The sequence below is a fragment of the Allobosea sp. WAO genome, from assembly GCF_001509835.1.
In the GTDB taxonomy this organism is placed as follows: domain Bacteria; phylum Pseudomonadota; class Alphaproteobacteria; order Rhizobiales; family Beijerinckiaceae; genus Allobosea.
Window position 1 is genome coordinate 604,415 of the sequence record NZ_JXTJ01000006.1, and the last position, 20,677, is coordinate 625,091.

A 20,677-nucleotide genomic window follows, 5' to 3' on the forward strand; every position below is an offset into this window, starting at 1 on the left:
CCCCGCGGGCATGGTTAGATGGCGGCCATGCGCCGCCTGATGCTTCTGCGCCATGCCAAGTCGAGCTGGCCCGCCAACACCGCCGACCGCGACCGGCCGCTCGCCGTGCGCGGACGCGAGGCCGCCCCGGTGATGGGGCGCTACCTTGCCGAGGAATTGCTGTTTCCCGACCTCGTCCTGATCTCGCCGGCCAAGCGCACGGTCGAGACCTGGGAGCTGGTGCGGCCGATGCTGCCGGAAAAGCCGGCGACGCAGTTCGAGCCGCGGATCTACGAATCGCCGTCCGAGCGCTTGCTGAAGGTGGTGCAGGAGGTCGAGCCGTCGGTCCGGACCCTGCTGATGATCGGCCACAATCCCGGCTTCGAGGAGCTCGCCTCAAAGCTCACCAGTCATGGCGACCGCTATGCGGCGGCACGCATGTCTCAGAAGTATCCGACGGCCGGGCTCGCTGTGATCGATTTCGACATCGAGGACTGGCGCGACCTCGCGCCCCGTTCCGGCCGGCTCGACCGCTTCGTCACGCCCGCCTCGCTGGGCGAGGGGCCGGACGAGTGAGGCGCCCGGCCTGATGGCGTCGGCCTCCTATCTCGACGAGGCCCGCGATGCGGCGCTGGCTTTCGGCGATAGCCTGCTCGGTCTGGCGCGGCCGCGGCTGCGCATCGGCGTCACCGGCCTGTCGCGCTCGGGCAAGACCGTCTTCACCACGGCGCTGATCCAGAACCTGGTCGAGGGCGCCAGGCTGCCGGTGCTGAAGGCTTCGGCGGAAGGGCGCATTGCCCGCGTGCGGCTGGTGCCGCAGCCCGATCCCGATATTCCGCGGTTTCCCTATGAGGCGCACCGCGCCGCGCTGTCGGGGCCGGACCGGCGCTGGCCGGAATCGACCCGGCGGATTTCCGAGCTGCGGCTGGAGATCGACTATGAGCGGGCGCAGGGCTGGTTCAAGGGGCCGGCGACGCTGACGCTCGACATCGTCGACTATCCCGGCGAATGGCTGCTCGACCTTGCTCTGATCAATCAGGACTATGCCGGCTGGTCGGCCCAGGCGGTCGCCGATGCGCGCAAGCCGCATCGCCTGTCCGTGGCGACGCCCTGGCTCGAAGACCTGAAGGGGCGCGACCCGGCGGGTCCGGTTGACGAAATGGCGGCGGAGGCGGCGAGCGAGCGCTTCAAGGCCTATCTCGCGGCACTGCGGGCCGATCCGGAAGCGGTCGCGGTGACGCCGCCCGGTCGCTTCCTGATGCCGGGGGATCTCGATGGCTCGCCTGCGCTGACCTTCGCGCCGCTCGACCTTCCGCCCGGTGTCCAGCCGGCGCCGGGCACGCTCGCCGGGCTGATGGCGGAGCGCTTCGAGGCCTATAAGCGGGTCGTGGTCGTGCCGTTCTTTCGCGAGCATTTCGCCAGGCTCGACCGGCAGATCGTGCTGGTCGATGCGCTGGCGGCGCTCGATGCCGGCCCGGCGGCGCTCGCCGATCTCGAGACGGCGCTCGGCCAGGCGCTCTCGGCCTTCTCGGTCGGCCGCAATTCCTGGCTCTCCAGCCTGTTCGCGCCGCGCATCGAAAAAGTGCTCTTCGCCGCGACCAAGGCCGACCATATCCACCACACCAGCCATGACCGGCTCGCCAATGTGATGTCGCATCTGGTGGCGCGTGCCGCGAGCAAGGCGCAAGGGGCCGGCGCGAAGGTCGAGGCGATGGCCTTCGCCGCGATCCGCGCCACGCGCGAGGTCCGCATCCGCGAGGGGCGCGAGGAGCTGCCGGCGATCGCCGGGGTACCCGAGGCCGGCGAGGTCGTCGACGGCGAGGTCTTCGACGGCCAGACCGAGGCCGCGATCTTCCCCGGCGAGTTGCCGCAGCGTCCCGAAGCCATCTTCGACCCGGCGACGCCGCGCTGGCAGGTGCGCGCGCCGCGCTTCCGGCCGCCGCTGGTCAAGCCCGATGCCGGCGGCAGGCTTTCGCCACCGCCGCAGATCCGCCTCGACCGTGCGCTCGAATTCCTGATCGGCGACCGGCTGGCATGAGGGGAGGGCAAGGGTGAGCAAGGCGCCACGAGCGATCCGTCTCGACCAGCCCGGGGCCGAGGCCGACCTGTCCGAGCCGGTCTTTGCTGGCGGCGATGTCGCTGTCGTGCCGGAGCACGAGCCGATCGAGCCGGAAGCGGGGCCCGCCGCACCGGTGCCGCGTCGCCGCGGCTTCAGCTGGGGTAGCCTGTTCGTCGCGGCGCTCTCGGGCCTGTTGGCGCTGTCCGCCGCGATCTGGGCCGAGCAGACGATCAGGTGGCTGCTGGCGCTCAACCCGGCCGTCGGCATCGCGGCGCTAGTCTGCGCTGGCCTCGCGGCGCTGGCCCTCCTCGTCATGCTCGCCCGCGTGCTGCGCGACATCCTGCGCGAGCGCCGGGTCGAGGCCTTGCGTGAGCGCGCCGTCGCGGCGCTCGCCGAAAGCGACCTTGCCAAGGCTCGCGCCGTCACTGCCGATCTCGAACGGCTGTATTCCGGGCGGGCGGAGACGGCGAAGGGGCGGGCCGAGCTTGCCGCCCATACGCCGCAACTGCTGGCGGCGCGGGATCTCCTCACCGTTGCCGAGCGCAGCCTGATGGCCCCGCTCGATGCTCTGGCCCAGGCGCAAGTTGCGCAGGCGGCGCGGCGGGTCTCGCTGGTTACAGCCGTCAGCCCCCGAGCGCTGATCGATGTCGTCTTCGTGCTCGTCGCCTGCGCAAGATTGCTGCGGGCGGTCGCCGGTGTCTATGCCGGGCGGCCGGGGACGCTCGGCCTGCTCAGGCTGGCGCGGCAGGTGCTCGGCCATCTCGTCGTCACCGGCGGCATCGCGGCCGGCGATGCGGTGATCCAGCAGGTGCTCGGTCAGGGGCTGGCAGCGAGGCTTTCGGCCAAGCTCGGCGAGGGCGTGCTGAACGGGCTGCTGACGGCCCGTATCGGCCTTGCCGCGATCGCGGTCTGCCGGCCTCTGCCCTTCGTCGAGGCGCAGCCGCCGGGGCTTTCCGACGTGGCGGGCGATCTTTCGGGCTGGGGCGGCAAGGACGGTTGAGCCTTTCCCGTCGGTCCGGGCGGCACTGCGTTTCGCGCCTGCAATGACGATCGCACTCGGCAGAATTTGCCGGCGCTGGATGAATCTGCCCGGTCGGAAGCGTCGGGAAAGGTTCTGAAAACCATCCAAGCTCTTGAAATATCTCAGCCCTGGCTGTGGCACGGGCCGTGCAAACTCACCTGCGGTTCGACATGCCGCCCATGGGGGGCGCTGTCCGGGTCTGATGACCAGGTGAGGTTGCGATGGGTGTTTTCAGTGCGCTGACGACGGCGGTGACGGGCATGCAGGCCCAGTCCTATGCCCTCGAGAATATCTCCGGCAACATTGCGAACTCGCGTACCGCCGGCTTCAAGCGGGTCGATACCAGCTTCTCGGACCTGGTGCCGGATTCAGCGCTGAACCGGCAGATCGCCGGCTCGGTCGCTTCCTATAGCCGTGCGACCAACACGATCCAGGGCGACCTCAACGCGACCCGCATCGACACCAATGCGGCCATCAATGGCGACGGCTTCTTCGTGGTCGACCAGCGCCAGAGCGGTGTCGGCGCCTCGACCCAGTTCGCCAACACCAATCTCTACACCCGCCGCGGCGACTTCGATTTCGATGCCGACGGCTATCTCGTCAACGGCGCCGGCTACTATCTCAAGGGCCAGAAGATCGACCCCGTCACCGGCCAGGTGATCGGCAGCCAGCCCGATGTGCTGCGCATCACCAAGGACCAGTTCCCGGCCAAGGCGACGACGCAGATCGAATACAGCGCCAACATCCCGGCCTATCCGAAGACCAACAGCGCCGTTTCGACGACACTTGGATCCGAGCTGCTCAATGCCGGCACGGGCTTCGGCACCAACCCCAGCATCACGCCGGGCGGTACCGGCACCGTGGTCGGCAGCGACCTCACCACTTTCCTCAACCGCTCGATCCCGGGCGGTTCGGTCACGGTCTACGACACGCTCGGCAAGGCGACGAGCGTCGAGCTGCGCTGGGCCAAGATTTCCAACGCGACGGCAGGCCCGCCGGCCGTCGCCGACACCTGGAACCTGTTCGTCGCCGAGAATACCGGCGCGACCGGCGCGGCGGTCGCCTACCGGAACATCAATCAGAACATCACCTTCGACTCGACCGGCAAGATGACGCTGCCGGCCAACGGCAACATCGTCATCCCGCCGATGACGATCGGTGGCACTGCGATCTCGCCCGCAGCCGCTCCGATCACGATCGTCACCAACGGCACCAGCCTGACCCAGAACGGCGACACCAGCGGCCAGATCGACGCCCGCAGCATCCGCCAGAACGGCTACACCGCCGGCACGCTCGACCGGGTCTCGATCTCGAACGAGGGCCAGGTGATCGGCACCTTCAGCAACGGTCAGGTCGTTGCGCTGGCGCAGATCGCGGTCGCCCGCTTCAACGCCGGCAACGCGCTGAAGCGTCTCGATGGCGGCGCCTTCGAGGAGACGATCGAGTCCGGTGCGCCGATCGTCGGCCTCGGCACCGCGGCGCTGATCGGTGGCAATGTCGAACAGTCCAATACCGACATCGCCGACGAGTTCTCGAAGATGATCGTCACCCAGCAGGCCTATTCGGCCAACACCAAGGTGATCTCGACGGCGCAGGAGATGCTGCGCGACGTCTTCAATATCATCCGCTGAGGACGACCGGGCAGCCGGAGCCTGACGGTCCAGGAGGGCCGGGGCGAGACGACAGGAGTTGACGATGGGGCTCGGAACCGCTCTCGACACCGCCATTTCCGGCCTGCGCGGCACGCAGGTCGGCATCGGCGTCATCTCGCAGAACGTCGCCAATGTCGGCACCGCCGGCTATGTCCGGCGCACGGTCTCGAATGTCGATACCAATGCCGGGCGCAATGTCGGCGCGGGCAATCCGAACGTTCAGCGCCTGCTCGACCGGATCGTCCAGCACCAGCTTTGGCAGGAGACCTCCGGCGCCGCCTATACGGCGACGCGGGCCGAGGCCTTTGCCGGACTCGACCAGCTCTATGGCGCGCCGGGCAGCAAGACCGCGCTCGATTCGATGTTCAGCAGCTTCACCAGCTCGCTGCAGGCGCTGCGGAACGACCCGTCCTCCTATACCAACCGCACGGCGGTGCTCGATGCGGCGAGCCAGCTTGCCAACAGGCTGCGCACGGTCTCCGAGGGCGTGCAGACCCTGCGCAACCAGGCCGAGGCCGGCATCGGCAATGCGGTGGGCCGGGTCAACGAACTCCTGGACTCGCTGACCAACGTCAACGCCCGCATCGTCAATGGCGAGGCGAGCTCCGGCACGGCCGATCTGCGCGACCAGCGCGACCGGATCGTCTCGGAACTCTCGCAATATCTCGACATCCGGACGCAGGAGCAGCCGAGCGGCGGCATCACCATCACCGCCGCCTCCGGGACGCAGCTGTTCGATGGCCGCCCGACCGTGCGATTCGAGTTCGACCAGCGCAGCGCTATCGGCCCGAACTCGCAATGGAGTACGGACCCGGCGCAGCGCGGCGTCGGCACGATCGTCGCCCGGGATCTCTCCGGCAACGGCTTCGACGCCATCGCCAACAACACCTTCCGCTCCGGCGAGATCGGCGCGCTGCTGGAGCTGCGCGACAAGACGCTCGTACAGGCGCAGGCGCAGCTCGACGAGATCGCCGCCCAGCTTGCGAGCGCACTGTCCGATCGCGAAGTCGCGGGGACGGCTGCCACTGCCGGCGCGGCGACCGGCTTCGACGTCGACCTCAACGGCCTGAAGGCCGGCAATACGGTGACGCTCGATTACAAGGTCACGCCCGGCGGGCAGACGCAGCGCTACACCTTCGTGCGTGTCGATTCCGCCGCTTCGCTGCCGCTGCCGGCTTCGGCACAGGGCGATGCCAACAACCGCGTCATCGGCATCGATTTCTCCGGTGGCCCGGCTTCGGTCGCGGCGCAGATGCAGGCGGCCGTCGGCCCAGGCTTCACCATCTCGAACACCGGCTCGGTGCTGCGCATCGTCGATGACGGGGCGGGCGGCACCCGCGACGTCGTCGGCCTGACCGCACGCCCGACCCAGGACTCGCTGACCGGCGGCACGGCCGAGCTGCCTTTCTTCGTCGATCCCGGCCGCAACAACACCCCCTACACCGGTTCCTACGAAGGGGGGGCCCAGTCGGTCGGCTTCGCCTCCCGGATTACCGTCAACCCCAATCTCGTGAGCGACCCCAAGTCCCTGGTGCTCCTCACCGCGACGACACCGCAGGGCGACACCACCCGGCCGCAATTCCTGCTCGACCGCCTGACCACGAGCCAGCGCAGCTTCACCAACGCCACCGGCTTCGACGGCTCGGGCGCCACGTCTTCGATGACGATGGCGAACTTCGTCCAGCGCGTCGTCGCCGGGCAGGGGCAGGCGAGCGCTGCGGCGAAGCGGCTGGACGAGGGCCAGCAGGTCGCGCTCGCGGCCGTGCAGAGCCGCTTCCTCGAGGATTCACAGGTCAATGTCGACCAGGAAATGTCGACCCTGATCGAGCTCCAGTCGGCTTACGCCGCCAATGCGCGGGTGATCTCGACCGTCAAGGAGCTGCTCGACGTGCTGTTGAGACTGTAAGGAAACCGCGCCATGACCATCACCGCCACCGGCACCGGCGCCTATCGCTCGGCCAAGCCGAACCAGTTCGTCTCCAGCCGCGCGCAATTCGACGACCTGCAGCGCCAGCTCGCCACCAAGAAGAAGAGCGACACCTTCGCCGGCCTCGGCATGGACCGGAGCCGGAGCCTCGACCTCAACAACAAGCTCTCGACGCTCGAAGGCTATCTGACCGGAATCCAGCGCTCCGAGGTCAACCTGAAGCTCGCTTCCACGGCGGTCGAGAACTTCGCGAAGATGACTCGCGAGACGGTGAGCGACACCCGCGCCGGCAGCTATCTGCCGAGCTCGACCGGGCGCTCCGCGCCGCAGGTCCTCGCCGAGGAGAAGTTCAAGCAGACGCTCGACCTGCTCAACACCAACGTCAACGGCCGCTATCTGTTCTCCGGCCGCACTGCCGATACCGCGCCGGTCGTCGATTATTCGCTGATCATGAACGGGGACGGCGCCAACAAGGCCGGGCTTAAGCAGCTGATCTCCGAGCGCCGCCAGGCGGATCTCGGCGCCAACGGGCTCGGCCGGCTGACGACGGGTGGAGCGGGCACCACGGCGACGATCACCAAGGAGGCGGGCGATCCGCCCTATGGCTTCGACCTCACCGGTGCCTCGACCAATTCGGCGGCGCTGACTGTGGGTTACACTGCCGGCCCGCCGGCCGACATCTCGGTCAACGTGGTCGGGACGCCGCTGCCGGGCGAGACGCTGACGATCAAGCTCGAACTGCCCGATGGCACGAAGGAGGAGATCACGCTGACCGCGCGTGCCGAGGGCACGGACGGCACTGCATATGGCAGCTTCGTGATCGGCGCGGACAACAACGCTACGGCAACGAATCTGCGCGCCACGATCGCCGAGGCGGTGAAGCGTGAGGCGAATACCACCCTTTCGGCGGCCTCGGCTCAGGTGACAGCCAATGACTTCTTCAACGCGAGCCTGAGCAATCCGCCGCTGCGTGTTCCCGGCCCGCCCTTCGACGCCGCGAGCACGGCGCCGGCGCCTGGAACCGACGCCAATACGGTGATCTGGTACAGGGGCGACGACGCGGCCGGCTCAGCGCGCGCCACCTCCAGCGTCCAGGCTGATCAGAGCCAGCTCGTCGCGACCGGCGCGCGGGCCAACGAGGAGGCCTTCCGGACCGGTCTCGCGCAGTTCGCGGTGCTGGCAGCCGAGACCTTCCCGGCGAGCGACCCCAATTCCGAGGCGCGCTACGAGGCGATGACCGAGCGGGCCCGCGATGCGCTCGGCTTCCCGCCCGGCGTCCAGAATCCTTCCGAGATCATCGTCGAGTTCGGCACGGCGCAGACGGCTTTGGCACAGGCCAAGGAACGCCACACCGCGACCAAGAACTATCTGACTACGACGCTGGACGGTATCGAGAACGTCACCACCGAAGAGGTGGCGGTGCAGATCCTCGCGCTGCAGAACCAGCTGCAGGCGAGCTACCAGACCACCTCGATCCTCTCCAAGCTCAGCCTCACCAACTATCTGTAACCGACAAAGGCGGCGCTCAGCGCCGCCTTTGTCTTGCCTTTGGGGCGCCACGAACGAAAACGCCGCCCGGAACTCGGGCGGCGTTTTCGTTTTGGTTCGGTCAAGCCAGGGGGCGAGGGGGGCCCGGATCGGGGCTCAGCGCCCGCGCAAGCCCGCTGCGAGGTCGCGATTGATACTGACCAGCACCCCGAGTTGCTCCGGTGCCGGCGCTGCGGCGACCTTGAAGGTGTGGTTGAAGACGAAGTTGGCGAGGCCTAGCACGCCGCGCTTGATCTCGACCGGGAGAGGATTGTCCTCCTTGATCACCGCCGAGACCAGCAAGGTCCAGAGCTTGCGATTGTAGGTGAGCGCGCCGTCGAGCTCGGTCTGTCGGCCGGTCCAGTCGTCGGCGACGCCCTGCAGTCGTGTGGCTGCCTTGATCAGCAGGGACGCTTCGAGTTCGCGCGGGGAGGCGGTAGTCTGGGCCGATCTGGCGGCAGCGGCATACGCATTATACGCGTTTTGCATTCTCGATGAGTTCCGCTTCGTAGGCGATCAGCTTCTTGGCTGCCTTCAGAGCTTTGTAGAGCTCGCTGCTTAAGATGCAGTTATTGATCTCGTGAACATGCGGCAGAGCGCTGGGCGCAGCCTGCAGGAAGTCGCGCACGAGCTCGAAGAACACCTCGTGCTCGTGCGTCGGATCCTGCTCCAGATACATCAGCTGGATCGCGAGATAGATCTTCTTGGCCGGAGTGTCGGCGCTGGCCGCGGTGAGGATGTCCTTCTCGCGCAGGATCGGTGCGTCGCCCTCGATGAAGAAGCGCGTGCGCTGCTCGTCGTTGCGGATGACGACCGAGCCGATGATGATGCGCTCGTTCGGCTTGAGCTCGACCTTGAGGGCCATTGTCGTTCCTGCCTTCTGGCTGGGGGGAGGGCGGCGCCCTTCGGGATCAGCCGAAGAGACGCAGCACGCCCTGGTCGGCCTGCGAGGCCAGCGACAGCGCCGTCTGCGAGAGCTGCTGGCGCGTGTTGAGCGCGAGCAGCTTGGCGCCTTCCTCGTTGGAGTCGGCGAGCACCAGCTTGTCGGCGCCGACGGTCAGCGTGTTGACCATGTTCTTGGTGAAGTCCTGACGGGTCTGGACCACTGAGAGCTGCGAGCCGAGCTGCGAGGCGGTGGAGCGCAGCGAGGTCAGCACGTTGGTCAGGGCGTCCGAGACCTTGTTCAGGTCGTTGTCGTTCTGGATGTTGAACTGGCTGGACGTCGGGGTTGCGAGATCGACGGCGGTCAGGATACCGAGGTTGCCGGCGGTGATCGTCGGGCCCTGGATATCGAGCTTGTTCTTGTTGGCGCCGGTCTTCTCGTTGAAGGTGATCGACAGCATGTCGCCGCCGAGCAGGTTGATGCCATTGAAGCCGGCGTCGCGGGCAAGACCATCGATCTGATCGCGCAGGTCGTTGAACTGCTTCACCAGGTTCGAGCGGACGGTCGAGTTTCCGGCCGAGGAGACATCGGTGTTGTCGGCGGAGCCGAAGAGATTCGTCGTATCGGTGGCGGCCGCCGACGCCGTGAAGGCGCCTGTCGTGTCGAGCGTCGAGCCGACTTCCAGGGTCAAGGCGTCGGAGCCCGTGCCGGTCACCGTGAGCTTGCCGTCGCTGCCGACAGAGGCATTGGCGATGCCCGAGGCGTTGATGCCGTTAACGAGGTCGCGCACCGTGGCAGTGGCGCTGAACTCGAACGTGTAGGTGGTGCTGCCGGCCTGGATCCGAACCGCCTTGGTTGAGCCGGCCGCGGCGGCCGTGACGCCGAGATGACCGTTCGTCGCCTCGTTCGTTCCGGCTGTGCTCGGATCGTCCGCGCGCGCCGGGACCGGCGTTGTCGCGCCACCGATCAGGGTCTTGTTGAGGGCGATGTCCAGCTTGCCGCCGTTCGGCGGGAAAGCGGCGTCCACCGCGCCGAGATCGTTCGTGCCGGCGATCTTCGGACGGTTCGCCGCGGCATCGTTCTGGGCCTGCTTGATCGTCGACTGGAGCGACTTGACCAGGTTGGTGATCGAGTCGACGCCCTTCGAGGCGGCCTGGATGGTCTGGATGCCGTTCGAGATGCCGTCGAGCAGGTCGGTCAGCTGGCCGGCGCGATCGTTCAGGCCGAGCGAGGTGAAATAGTTGACGGGATTGTCGATGGCCGAATTGACCTTGCGGCCGGTGGCGAGACGGTTCTGGATCGCGCCCTGCTCGGCAGTGGTCTGCTGCAGGGTCAGGAGGTTCTGCCGGACGCCAGCCGTGAGAATCGTGTTCGCCATCTTCGGTCCCCTGAAAGCGCGATTCGGCGCTATTCGGTTTGGTTTCGACCGACCATGATTTGTTAAGGCTAAGAATTGGTTAAAGGCCGGCGCCGGCCATTAATGCGAAAACGGCGGAGCTTTCGCCCCGCCGTTTCCGTGACTTCGGCCCACATCCTGTGGGCTTGCCCGCTTCTGCGGACGAAGGATCAGAACAGACGCAGGACTGCCTGGTCGGCCTGGTTCGACAGCGACAGCGCCGTCTGCGACAGCTGCTGGCGGGTCTGCAGGGCGAGCAGCTTGGCGCCTTCCTCGTTGGTGTCGGCGAGGACCAGGTTGTCGGCGCCCTGGCTCAGGGTGTTCACCATGTCCTTGGTGAAGCTCTGACGGGTCTCGACGACCGACAGCTGCGAGCCGAGCTGCGAAGCGGTGGAACGCAGCGAGGTCAGCACGTTGGTCAGGGCGTCCGCGGCCTTGCCGAGGTCGGTGTCGTTCTGGATGTTGTAGTCGCCAGCGGTCGTCGCGGTGCCGTCGACGGCGCTGCCGATGCCCAGATTCGCCGAAGTGATGGTCTGGCCCTGGATGTCGAGCTTGTTCTTGTTGGAGCCGGTCTTCTCGTTGAAGGTGATCGACAGCTTGTCGCCGCCGAGCAGGTTGATGCCGTTGAAGCCGGTGTCGCGAGCAAGGCCGTCGATCTGGTCGCGCAGGTCGTTGAACTGCTTGACGAGATTCGAGCGGACAGCGGAGTTGGAGGCCGAGGTGACAGCGGTATTGTCGGCCGTACCGAAGAGGCGAGCCGCGTCCGTCGTCGCGTTGGCCGTGAACGCACCGGTGGTGTCGTCAGTCAGGCCGGTCTCGATGGTCAGAGCGTCCGAGCCAGTACCGGTCACGGTGAGCTTGCCGTCGCTGCCGACCGAGGCGGTGGCAATGCCGGAGCCGTTGATGCCGTTGACCAGGTCGCGAACAGTCGCAGATGCGCTGAACTCGAAGGTATAGGTGGTGCTGCCAGCCTGAATCCGGACCGCATTGGTGTTGGTGCCCGGCGTGCCGGCGGCAATGCCGACGCTGCCGTTGGTGGCTTCATTGGTGCCGCCCGTCGACGGATCGTCGGCCCGGGCGTCAACGGCTGCAGCGCCGACCAAGGTCTTGTTCAGGGCGATGTCGAGCTTGCTGCCGGTCGGGGGGAAGGCAGCGTTGGCCGAGCCGAGATCGACAGTGCTGGCGACTTTCGGACGGTTCGAGGCGGCATCGTTCTGAGCCTGCTTGACCGTCGACTGCAGCGACTTGACCAGGTTGGTGATCGAGTCGAGGCCCTTCGAAGCGGCCTGGATGGTCTGGATGCCGTTCGAGATGCCGTCGAGCAGGCCGGTCAGCTGGCCGGCGCGGTCGTTCAGGCTCGAAGCGGTGAAGAAGTTGACGGGGTTGTCGACGGCCGAGTTGACCTTCTTGCCGGTGGCGAGACGGAACTGGGCCTGCTGGGCGTCGGTCTTGGTGGAGCCGAGCGAGGAGAGCGCGCTGCGCACGCCGGAAGAAAGCGAGACGGTAGCCATCGTAGAATACCCTTCTGGTATGATGCCTTCTGGCGCCCAGGCCGTTCTGGCCAGGACCGGGCGACCATCGGGCGCCATCTCGTAACAAGCGGTAAATTCAGCCCGGCGAATTGCCCGGGAATTGGGCAAAACCGGCGCGTGGTTAACTGCGGGTGAAGCGGCTGGGGCAAGGCCAGAGCGCCGATGTGGCGGGGCCGAAACGCCACCGCCCGCCGGCTCGGCCTTGGGGCGAGCGACGGCGGGCGATGGGAAGCCTGGCGGTCGGCGGTCTGGTTCAGGCCGTGCGTTCGACGGCGTGCGGGGAGGAAGCAGCCGTCTCTCGCGCGCGCTCCATCAGGTCGCGGGAGAGGGCCCGCAGCTTCAGCATGGTCTCGTCGGGCAATTGCTCGACGGTCTCGCCGGTGTCGGGATCCGTCTTTTGGAGCACGATGCTGTGGGTCTTCGTGTCGATCACCAAGCGCCGGTCGACGGCCTCGCGCCGCTCCTGCTTCTGATAGGCCGCCTCGGTGCGCTCGCGGTTGACGGCATCGTCCTGGCTCTGGCGATGCTGCGCCTGTTCCTGGCGCTTCTCGTCGGCGCGGGCACGGATGTCGAGCTTCACGGCCTCGCCAGCCGCGGCTGACTGCACGGTCTTCTCGGCCGGAAGCTCGACCGGCGCGCTGTCTGGCTGAATCGCAATATCGGTCCGAACCGTTGCCTGTGCGGCGCCGGTGGCGATCATTCTGGGTGCCCCGCCGAAATCCATTCTGGACTCCTCTTGCCTGAGACGGACTCAGTTCATGGTAGCGAGAATGGCGGGGAAAGTTGAATCTGCCGTTAGGGAAATTGGTAAATTGTGAAGGATTGGCTGCTAAGAGCCGCGTTTGGTTAAGGAATTTTCGGGTGGTTCGGCCCGGACCCGGCGCGGATTCGACCGGCCAGGCCCGCCTGAGCGCTAAAGGCTCTTCGAGATCACCATCGGCCCGGAATTCGGCCGGGCGAAGACGCCGGCACCGACCGTCGCCGCCGGACCGTAGCCCGCAGCCTTCATCGGCCGGTTGGCATCGGCTGCTAGGTCCCGCACGATCGATTCCGACACCGCCCGCGCCGTCGCCAACACGGCTTGGTTGGTCTCGATCAGCTCCTGGAAGGCGAGATGCGCCGCCTTCAAGCGCTTGACTTTCTCGGGCACGAAGCGGGCGAGCGCCACGGCATTCAATTTGATCTGCTCGACGCCCTTCATATAGATGCCGGCGAGCTCGGATTTGCGCGGCTCGCGTTCCATCGCGTCCTTCAGCCTGCCGGCCTTGACCAGCGCGGTTTCCTCGCCGACGACATGCGACAGCGAGCCGAGCGCCTCGATCACCGCCTCGATCAGACCTTCGGCCTCGATGGCGTTGCCGACGCGCGGGCGCTCGTCTATGACGGGCGGCCTAGCCAGCATTGCCGCCTCCGGCGTTGGTGCCCGAGGTCTTGGCCTGGATCTGGATCAGGTCGCGCATGATCTGGTCGGAGAGGCCGAGCCCGCCGGCCTTCTGCAGGTGGCGGGCATATTCCTGGGTCAGCATCGAGCGATAGACGTCGCCGCCCGTGCCGTTCTCGCCGAGCGGTCCCTCGGTGCCGGCGGAATCCATCACGCTCTTGGTGAAGTTCTCGAGGAATACGGTCTCGAATTCGTCGGCCGTCTTCTTGGCCTTGGCGGCCTTGCTGCCGTCGAAGGCGCTGGCGATGCCATGGGCGATGTTGGCGGCGGCGCCGAGCGCGAGCTTGGCGGCGGGGATGGCGAGGGCAGCACTCATTACATCACCTCGATTTCAGCTTGCAGCGCGCCGGCTGCCTTGATGGCTTGCAGGATGGAGATCAGGTCACGCGGGCCAATGCCGAGCGCGTTGAGGCCGTCGACGAGCTCGCGCAGCGTGACGCTCTCCTTGACGAGGGCGAGCTTGTTGGTGCCTTCGGTGTCGACCTTGACGTTGCTGCGCGGGACGACGACCGTGCGGCCGTTGCCGAACTCGTTGGGCTGGCTGACCTGGGGCTCCTCGGAGATCGTCACCGTCAGGTTGCCCTGGGCGACGGCGACGGTGGAGACCCGCACGTCGCGGCCCATCACGATGATGCCCGAACGCTCGTCGATGATGACCCTCGCGCCCTGGTCGGGCTCGACCCGCAGCTGCTCGATATCGGTCAGCAGCCGGATCATGTTGCCCTGGAAGCGCGGCGGGATCTGCAGCACGATCGTCGAAGGGTCGGTCGGCTCGGCGGAATCGCCGCCGATGAAGTCGTTGATCGCGGCCGCGACGCGCCGAGCGGTCGTGAGATCGGGATTGCGCAGCGAGAGGCGCAGCGTCTTGAGCTTGTTGAGGGCGAAGTCGATCTCGCGCTCGACCAGGCCGCCATTGGCGATGCGCCCGACGGTCGGCACGCCGCGGGTGATCTTGGCGGCCTCGGCCTCGGCCGAGAAGCCGGAGATCGCGACCGGCCCCTGCGAAACCGCATAGACCTCGCCATCGGCGCCGAGCAGCGGCGTCGCGAGCAGCGTGCCGCCCTGCAGCGACTTGGCGTCGCCCAGCGCCGAAACGGTGACGTCGAGCCGCGTGCCCTGCGTGGCGAAGGGCGGCAGGTTCGCGGTCACCATCACGGCGGCGACGTTGGCGGTGCGCATATTGGCGCCGCGGGTGTTGACGCCGAGCCGTTCCAGCATCGCCTGCAGCGACTGCTTGGTGAAGGGGGCGTTGTTCAGCGTGTCGCCGGTACCGTTGAGGCCGACGACGATGCCGTAGCCGAGGATCTGGTTGGAGCGGACGCCTTCGACCGAGGCGAGGTCCTTGATGCGCGAGAGCGCGCCGCCGATGCCGGGGGAGGTGCCATGCGTGCCGCCGAACGAGGCCGGGGCGAGCTTCGCCGCCGCGCCGCCGCGCGCCTGGCCTGGCGCCATCGGTGCGGGCGCCAGGTCGGCCGCCCACGCCGTCGCGACGAGCAGCAGCGATGCGGCGGCCTGCGTCAGCAAATGGCGGATGGGGAAGAGGGCGAACATGCGGCCACCGGTTTCGATCTTCGTCGGACAACAGACCCCTTGCGAACCGCGTGCCAGTTCCGGAAAAAGCAAAAACCGTTCTTAATCAGAAGTTTAAAGATCTCCGGCTTGATCGCCGGCAGGGCAGGGACCTGTCCAAACCTGCCGGGCGCGGCAATTCCTGCCGGGTCGTTTACCGCTCGTTAACCATGCCGCCGGCAAGAAGGAGGCAGGGGCGGGCGGGGCCGAAGAGCCGCCATTTTTCACCGATCCCGAGAGCGCCATGATCCGCATCGACCAGCGCGCAGCCATCACCTCGACCGGAGCGGCAAGCCGCGGCAAGGCCGCGAGCGGCACCAGCTTCAGCCTGCCGGGGCGCGAGGCGGCTACGAGCACGCAATCTTCCGCCGTCAGCCATGCCGGCCCGCTCGACGGCCTGCTGCTGGTGCAGGAGGAGGAGGGCGGCCAGGAGCGCCGTCGCCGCCAGGCGCGCCGCGGCCACGATCTGCTCGACGGGCTCGACCGACTGAAGGCGGCACTGCTCTCCGGCCGGGTGCAACTCGTCGAGCTGGAGCGGCTAAAGGCGATGCTGTCGACGCGGCGTGAAAACACTGACGATCCGCGCCTCGACGAGGTTCTGGCGCATATCGAGCTGCGGGCTGCGGTGGAGCTGGCGAAGCTCGGGCGTTGATGATCTGCGCCGCCTAATGTCGGAAGTCATCGCAGGGCGCCGCGCCCTATGATGGATTTCCGAGCGGCGCTGCAGCCGCGGCTTGTCCGGAATGGCGGTTCAGTCAGAGCGCAGTCTGATCCAATCCAACCAGCCTCCGGACGGTGTACTGCGGTCGTAATTGAGCCAAGCGAAGGCTGGATGTTCTCCCGGCAGCAGGTGATCGATGATCTCCGGCATGATCGCCATTCCGTTGGAGCCGTTCGTGAGGACGACGACGGCAGAGCGCTTGGCGAACGAGCCTGTCGCGAATGCTTTGAATTCGCCATTGTCGCCCCAGTGAAAGAAAGCGCCTTGCTTGGGCTCAAGTCCCCAGCCCAGACCCCAGGCGACGTGCTGATCGACTTTCGTCGCGCGGGAGGTCAAGCATTCGATACAACGTTGGAAAAGCTCGACCTGTGGGGATAGCCACTGTTTCGCAGTGGAGCGCTTGAGGCGCGTTCCAGTCAGGACGGCCCGCAGGAAGCTTGCGTAGTCGGCTGCCGTCGTGTGCAGGGTGTAAGCCGCCACAGGGGTCGTCGGCCGCGATTTGGCGCGCGGCACAGCTCCCTGATGTGGAACGGCATGGTCTGTTTCAAAATCAGCACGCCAGACGTAGCTCGTTCGCTTCATTCCGAGCGGGTCGAAGACCAGACGGGTCATAACAGCGTTCAAGTTCTCGCCGGTGGTCGCCTCAACCACGCGCTGGAGCCAGAGAAACCCTTCCCCAGAATAGCTGAAGTGACTGCCGGGCGGGAAATTCACTTTCAGCGGTGTCGTCCAGCCGCTCCAGTTCGGCAAGCCGGAGGTTTGGGCGAGGACGTCTCGCACGGTGACCAAGGCAGCGAGCGGGTCGTTCCTGACGTAGTCGGGAACGTGTTTCGCCAGTGGCGTGTCCAGCGTCAGGACGCCGGAGTCTATGAGTTGCAGTACGGCGTATGCGAAAACCGGTTTCGATAGCGACGCGGCTTCAAAGACCGTGTTTTCGTCGACCGGCATCCCGGTCGCGCTGTCGCGGGTGCCGAGCGCCCCGAGCTCGGCAATCTTTCCGTCCCTGATGACAGCGAACGAGAGGCCGGGGACGTGGCCCTTCTGTAGCAATTGCTCGAGTTCCGCCGCCTGGCATGGGCCAAACGAGGCCAGGCAAAGCCACGCGAAAACCCAGATGGGGGCGGTAACGGATCGCCAGCTCACGGTTCCGATATCCAAGTCTGCTTTCATGAGGGATCTAAACGCCGATGCCGTGTGCTGGCAGACGATGGCGCCGGGACGGGAAAGTCCCGGCGCCGCCGCGCTTACTTTAACGACGCGCAATTGTTCGGCGCGGGCTCGCCCCGGAAGCGCTGGTCCATCCAGTCGACGGCGGTTGCGGCGCTGTCGCGTGCGGCGAGCAGATGGCCGATCCCTTGCAATGCATCGAACTGGACGGCACGGCCGGCACGGCACAGCGTCTGCGCATAGGCGCGGGTGACCTGCGGGCGCACAAGCGTGTCGCTCGTGCCCTGGGCGATGTAGACCGGCATGCCGCGTGGCGTCACGCCGGGTGTGTTGCGTGCAAGCAGGGTGCGCCACGGCTCGCGCGCGCCGAAATTCTCATCCGTCAGGAAGCGACGCGCGAGCTGCCGCGTCGGCCACAGCCGTAGCACGACGTCCCGCAGGCTCTCGACGCAATCGGCGGCGAGATCGTTGACGATCGGCGTCGCCTGTTCATTGACGATCTGCGCCATCGGTGCGCCGTAGACGCGCGACCAGGACCAGAGCGTCATCGCCGTCAGGTTGCGGCCGCCATCGGTGTCGATGTCGTCGGCGAGCAGTGTGGCGAGTTCGGTCGCCGGGGCCGCCGCCGCGACGCCGACAAGCTTCAGCTCGGGCGCGATGCTCCTGGCGAGCAGTCCTGTGAAGAGCGCGGCGTGGCCGCCCTGCGAGTGACCCCAGACGGCGAAGCTGCGGCTCGCGGCGGCGTCGGGAAGTTGCTGGACGGCCCTGACGGAATCGACGACCGAGCGGCCGGCGCTGGCGCCGACGAGGTAGGGATGGGGGCCGGGCGTTCCCAGGCCGGGATAATCCGTCGCCGTGACGATATAGCCCCGGGCGAGCATGTCGCTCAGGCCCTGGACGGTTTGGAAGACGCCGCCGGAGAGAGAGGGAGCGCATTGCGGTTGCACCCCACTGGTGGGGTGGGCCCAGGCCACCACCGGCCGCCCGCCTGGCGGGGCTGTGCCGGCCGGAACGACCGCAACGCCGGAAACGGCGATCGGCTTTCCGTCGAGGCCTACCGACCGATAGAGCATTCGATAGGCGCGGGCGTTGCCCGGTGCGCCGTGCATCGGCTCCGTCCGGATGAGCGAGCCCGGCTTGCCCGCGGCGATCTCGCCCGGCGGGGCCGTGTAGAAACCTGATTGCGCATGCGCCGGCCGCGCCAAGCTGGCAGCCGAAAGTGATAGGATGAGAGCAATAGCAAGGCGCATAGACGGTTCTCCGGTCGGCAGCATCATGCCGCTACGACACGGGCCGCAGACTGCGCGGAAAATCGTTCAGCAATGGTGTCCGGCCGAGCCGCTTGGGCGCGGCCGGAACGGGTGAGCGAACGCCCTTAGCGGATGAACTGGTCGACGAAGTCGGCGCCGAGTCCGTTGGCGGCGTAATGCGCCCGGCACTTGTCGATGCGGGTGAAGACGTCGTCATAGCCGAGGCACTTGCCGTCGGGGTCGACATAGATCATCGCGCCGTTGACCTGGAACATGGTGATCATCTCCTCGACATCGGGATCGACCACCAGGGTGTGGGTCTCGCCGGGCGCCTCGTAGACATAGCCGCCTTCGGTCGCGACCCAGTCATGCTCGAGATAGCGCCACTTGCCCTTGAGCACGTAGCCATGCACCGGCTGGGGGTGGCGATGGCGCGAGAGCACGCCGGCGCGCCGGACCTTGAGCAGGTTCATCCAGTAGCCGCGCGTCGCCGAGAGGCAGAGCGGGCGGAACCAGACATTGTCGTCGACCGGGACCCAGACGCGCTCATCCTCGGGGATGACGTTGGCGATCACCAGCTCCGGCGGCGATTCCTTGGGCTGCGGATGGCGATAGGGGGTCCAGCGCTCGGCGTTCGTGGCGGCGACCGGGATCGGGCTGACCTTGTCCATGGCTCGTTTCCATCCTTGAGTTTTCGATTCAGGCCCTTCCTAGACTGAATCCGGAAAGCGGGCCATGTCATTGATCGGGCGGCGTTTCGTCGCCCGGCTGAAGCGCTCGGCGGGCTGGCGCTCAGATCGCGAGATAGCCGCCGTCCACGGGCAGGACGGTTCCGGTGACGAAGCGTGCCGCATCCGAGAGCAGGAAGACGATGGCGCCGCCGACATCGGCCGGCTCGCCCCAGCGCTGCATCGGCGTGCGCGCCAGGATCGGGGCCGAGCGCTCGGCATCCTCGACCAGCGGCCGCGTCAGCTCGGTCGCGATCCAGCCCGGCGCGACCGCATTGACGCGAATGCCGTCCGTCGCCCAGGCGGCGGCGAGCGACTTGGTGAGCTGCCCGACGCCACCCTTCGAGGCGGCATAGCCGGGTGCGAAGGGCGAGCCGTGGAAGGTCAGCATCGAGGCGGTGTTGACGATGGCGCCCTGGCTCGCCGCGAGCTTGCCCCTGGCGGCGATGCACATGCGCATGGTCCCGGTGAGGTTGACCTCGACGGTGAGGCGGAAGGCCTCGATCTCGAACTCCTTGCCGCCGCGCTGGATCATGCCGGCACAATTGACCAGCGCGTCGATCCGCTCGCAGCCGGCGATGATGGCGGCGACCTGATCGTCCTTGGTGACGTCGAGCCTGGCATGGCGGATCGCGGCATGGGCCGGCTTGGCGGCGACCTCCTCGTCGGTGAGGCCGGTGGCGAGGACGCGGTAGCCGGCCTCGGCGAGGGCGAGCGCGGCGCCGGCGCCGATGCCGCGGGTGCCGCCGGTGACGAGTGCGAGTTTCTGGGTGTCGGTCATGGGCTGGCTGCTCTTCATAGGCTGGCGGCCCTTGGGCGTGTCGGCCATGGGCTAATCGAATAAGGGCGTAATCTAGACGGGAGCGCTGCTGCGGGGGAAGCGGCCGGCTCCCTTGCCTTCGCCTGATCGCCTTGCGCCGAGGGTCTGGCCCGCAGCGCCAGCGGTCACCGTGGCCCGAGTTCGAAGCGCAGCATCGCCGAGCCGCCACCCTTGATATCGCCGCCGCCCAGCTGCCGCTCGCGGTTCATCTTGACGTCGAGCGTCGTCTTCCAGGGTGTGCCTGGCGCGAGGCCGAGATCGGTGACGAGCTGGAGCTGCGGCGTCAGCGTCGCCTCGGGCATGGCCTGGCTGGCGAAGGCGTAGTTGCTTGCGAGGGCGATCTCGGAGATCAGGGTGACGTTGTCGAACAGGGAATAGCGATAGCCCAGCATGGCGTTGACGTTGTGGCTGCCGCTGCCGGCCATCCCGAAACCGCCGCCGGTGGACAGGCGCCAGAGCAGCCCGTCGCCCGCCGTGGTCGAGCGCCGCGCCAGCGACCAGTCGAGGCGCGTATCCGAGCCCTGCCAGGTTCCGGTGCCGCTGACGATAGCGGTCTCGAACGAAAGAGGCTGCGGACCGATCCTGAAGCCGACGGCGCGCTCCGTCGGCGTATAGGGTCCGCGCGAAACCGTGCCCAGGCCTCGGCGTATCGTGGCGGTCTCGACCTCGGGCCGGGCGAGGCCCGAGCGCCGCGCCCGCTCGCGATAGGCAGTGCTCTTGTCCAGTGTCGGCGCGAGCAGGGTCGGGATTGCGAGAACGGGATCCTGCTCCTCCTCCTGCTCCGGGTCTTCCCAGAAGGGCTCGTTCGGCAGACTGGTCATCTCGTATTGAGCGAGGATCGCTATCGCGCTGGCGCCGGAGGGCTGCTCGCGGGCAGTCGCTGGGGCTGCGAGCACGGAGAGGAAGGCGCAGAGCAGGCCGGCGGAGGCTGTCGAGAATATGCTGGTCAATGCATCGGATCGCGGAGCGGATGACGAAGCAAGCCATTGTGCCGGCCGATCGTGC

20 protein-coding genes are annotated in these 20,677 nt (G+C 67.2%); 7 read left to right on the forward strand and 13 right to left on the reverse strand.

Annotation, left to right across the window (positions count from 1 at the left end):
* Positions 1-27 precede the first annotated feature (27 nt).
* The 6 genes from DK26_RS12045 to DK26_RS12070 all read left to right on the forward strand — a co-directional run bounded on the left by DK26_RS12045 (position 28) and on the right by DK26_RS12070 (position 8,147).
* Positions 28-555, forward strand: coding sequence for a histidine phosphatase family protein (locus DK26_RS12045; RefSeq protein WP_083533181.1), 528 nt, complete (start codon positions 28-30; stop codon positions 553-555).
* A 13-nt stretch (positions 556-568) separates the two neighbouring features.
* Complete coding sequence (locus DK26_RS12050; protein ID WP_066472253.1) at positions 569-2,017, forward strand: YcjX family protein; 1,449 nt, start codon at positions 569-571, stop codon at positions 2,015-2,017.
* A gap of 13 nt (positions 2,018-2,030) precedes the next feature.
* Positions 2,031-3,038 carry a TIGR01620 family protein gene (locus DK26_RS12055; protein WP_066472256.1) on the forward strand — a complete coding sequence of 336 codons (1,008 nt, stop codon included), beginning with the start codon at positions 2,031-2,033 and terminating at the stop codon, positions 3,036-3,038.
* A 242-nt stretch (positions 3,039-3,280) separates the two neighbouring features.
* Positions 3,281-4,690, forward strand: coding sequence for a flagellar hook-basal body complex protein (locus DK26_RS12060; protein ID WP_066472258.1), 1,410 nt, complete (start codon positions 3,281-3,283; stop codon positions 4,688-4,690).
* A 64-nt stretch (positions 4,691-4,754) separates the two neighbouring features.
* Complete coding sequence (gene flgK / locus DK26_RS12065; protein ID WP_066472261.1) at positions 4,755-6,617, forward strand: flagellar hook-associated protein FlgK; 1,863 nt, start codon at positions 4,755-4,757, stop codon at positions 6,615-6,617.
* Positions 6,618-6,629: 12 nt separating this feature from the next.
* Positions 6,630-8,147 carry a hypothetical protein gene (locus DK26_RS12070; RefSeq protein WP_066472264.1) on the forward strand — a complete coding sequence of 506 codons (1,518 nt, stop codon included), beginning with the start codon at positions 6,630-6,632 and terminating at the stop codon, positions 8,145-8,147.
* A gap of 135 nt (positions 8,148-8,282) precedes the next feature.
* Here the strand turns inward: DK26_RS12070 and flaF are convergent, their stop codons facing one another.
* The 8 genes from flaF to DK26_RS12110 form a co-directional block, all read right to left on the reverse strand.
* Positions 8,283-8,654, reverse strand: a complete 372-nt coding sequence (flaF, locus tag DK26_RS12075) for a flagellar biosynthesis regulator FlaF (RefSeq protein ID WP_066472267.1) — start codon at positions 8,652-8,654, stop codon at positions 8,283-8,285.
* Positions 8,638-9,030: a flagellar biosynthesis repressor FlbT gene (flbT, locus tag DK26_RS12080; protein ID WP_066472270.1), complete on the reverse strand. Its 393-nt coding sequence runs from the start codon at positions 9,028-9,030 to the stop codon at positions 8,638-8,640. The genes flaF and flbT overlap by 17 nt, the downstream gene beginning before the upstream one ends.
* Before the next feature lie 46 nt (positions 9,031-9,076).
* A complete protein-coding gene (locus tag DK26_RS12085; RefSeq protein ID WP_066472272.1) occupies positions 9,077-10,426 on the reverse strand; it encodes a flagellin in 1,350 nt (449 codons plus the stop codon).
* A 188-nt stretch (positions 10,427-10,614) separates the two neighbouring features.
* Positions 10,615-11,955: a flagellin gene (locus tag DK26_RS12090; protein ID WP_066472273.1), complete on the reverse strand. Its 1,341-nt coding sequence runs from the start codon at positions 11,953-11,955 to the stop codon at positions 10,615-10,617.
* Positions 11,956-12,229: 274 nt separating this feature from the next.
* Complete coding sequence (locus DK26_RS12095; RefSeq protein ID WP_066472275.1) at positions 12,230-12,676, reverse strand: flagellar protein FlaG; 447 nt, start codon at positions 12,674-12,676, stop codon at positions 12,230-12,232.
* Between the two features lie 213 nt (positions 12,677-12,889).
* Positions 12,890-13,378, reverse strand: coding sequence for a hypothetical protein (locus DK26_RS12100; RefSeq protein ID WP_066472278.1), 489 nt, complete (start codon positions 13,376-13,378; stop codon positions 12,890-12,892).
* Complete coding sequence (locus DK26_RS12105; protein ID WP_066472282.1) at positions 13,368-13,733, reverse strand: rod-binding protein; 366 nt, start codon at positions 13,731-13,733, stop codon at positions 13,368-13,370. Before DK26_RS12105 ends, DK26_RS12100 begins: the two co-directional genes overlap by 11 nt.
* Positions 13,733-14,968 (reverse strand): flagellar basal body P-ring protein FlgI, encoded by a 1,236-nt coding sequence (locus DK26_RS12110; protein ID WP_248309938.1) that lies wholly within the window; start codon positions 14,966-14,968, stop codon positions 13,733-13,735. The genes DK26_RS12105 and DK26_RS12110 overlap by 1 nt, the downstream gene beginning before the upstream one ends.
* Positions 14,969-15,230: 262 nt before the next feature.
* Between DK26_RS12110 and DK26_RS12115 the strand changes: the two genes are divergently transcribed.
* On the forward strand, positions 15,231-15,638 hold the full coding sequence (locus DK26_RS12115) for a flagellar assembly protein FliX (protein WP_157089625.1): 408 nt from the start codon (positions 15,231-15,233) through the stop codon (positions 15,636-15,638).
* Between the two features lie 99 nt (positions 15,639-15,737).
* Here the strand turns inward: DK26_RS12115 and DK26_RS12120 are convergent, their stop codons facing one another.
* The 5 genes from DK26_RS12120 to DK26_RS12140 form a co-directional block, all read right to left on the reverse strand.
* Positions 15,738-16,865, reverse strand: coding sequence for a serine hydrolase domain-containing protein (locus DK26_RS12120; protein ID WP_066472287.1), 1,128 nt, complete (start codon positions 16,863-16,865; stop codon positions 15,738-15,740).
* Positions 16,866-16,951: 86 nt separating this feature from the next.
* Entirely contained in the window at positions 16,952-18,124 is a 1,173-nt protein-coding gene (locus DK26_RS12125) for an alpha/beta fold hydrolase (protein ID WP_083533159.1), read from the reverse strand.
* 125 nt (positions 18,125-18,249) lie between these two features.
* Positions 18,250-18,795, reverse strand: coding sequence for a 2,4'-dihydroxyacetophenone dioxygenase family protein (locus tag DK26_RS12130; protein WP_066472290.1), 546 nt, complete (start codon positions 18,793-18,795; stop codon positions 18,250-18,252).
* A 121-nt stretch (positions 18,796-18,916) separates the two neighbouring features.
* Positions 18,917-19,633: an SDR family oxidoreductase gene (locus DK26_RS12135; protein WP_066472657.1), complete on the reverse strand. Its 717-nt coding sequence runs from the start codon at positions 19,631-19,633 to the stop codon at positions 18,917-18,919.
* 164 nt (positions 19,634-19,797) lie between these two features.
* Positions 19,798-20,622 carry a hypothetical protein gene (locus DK26_RS12140; protein WP_066472293.1) on the reverse strand — a complete coding sequence of 275 codons (825 nt, stop codon included), beginning with the start codon at positions 20,620-20,622 and terminating at the stop codon, positions 19,798-19,800.
* Positions 20,623-20,677 lie beyond the last annotated feature (55 nt).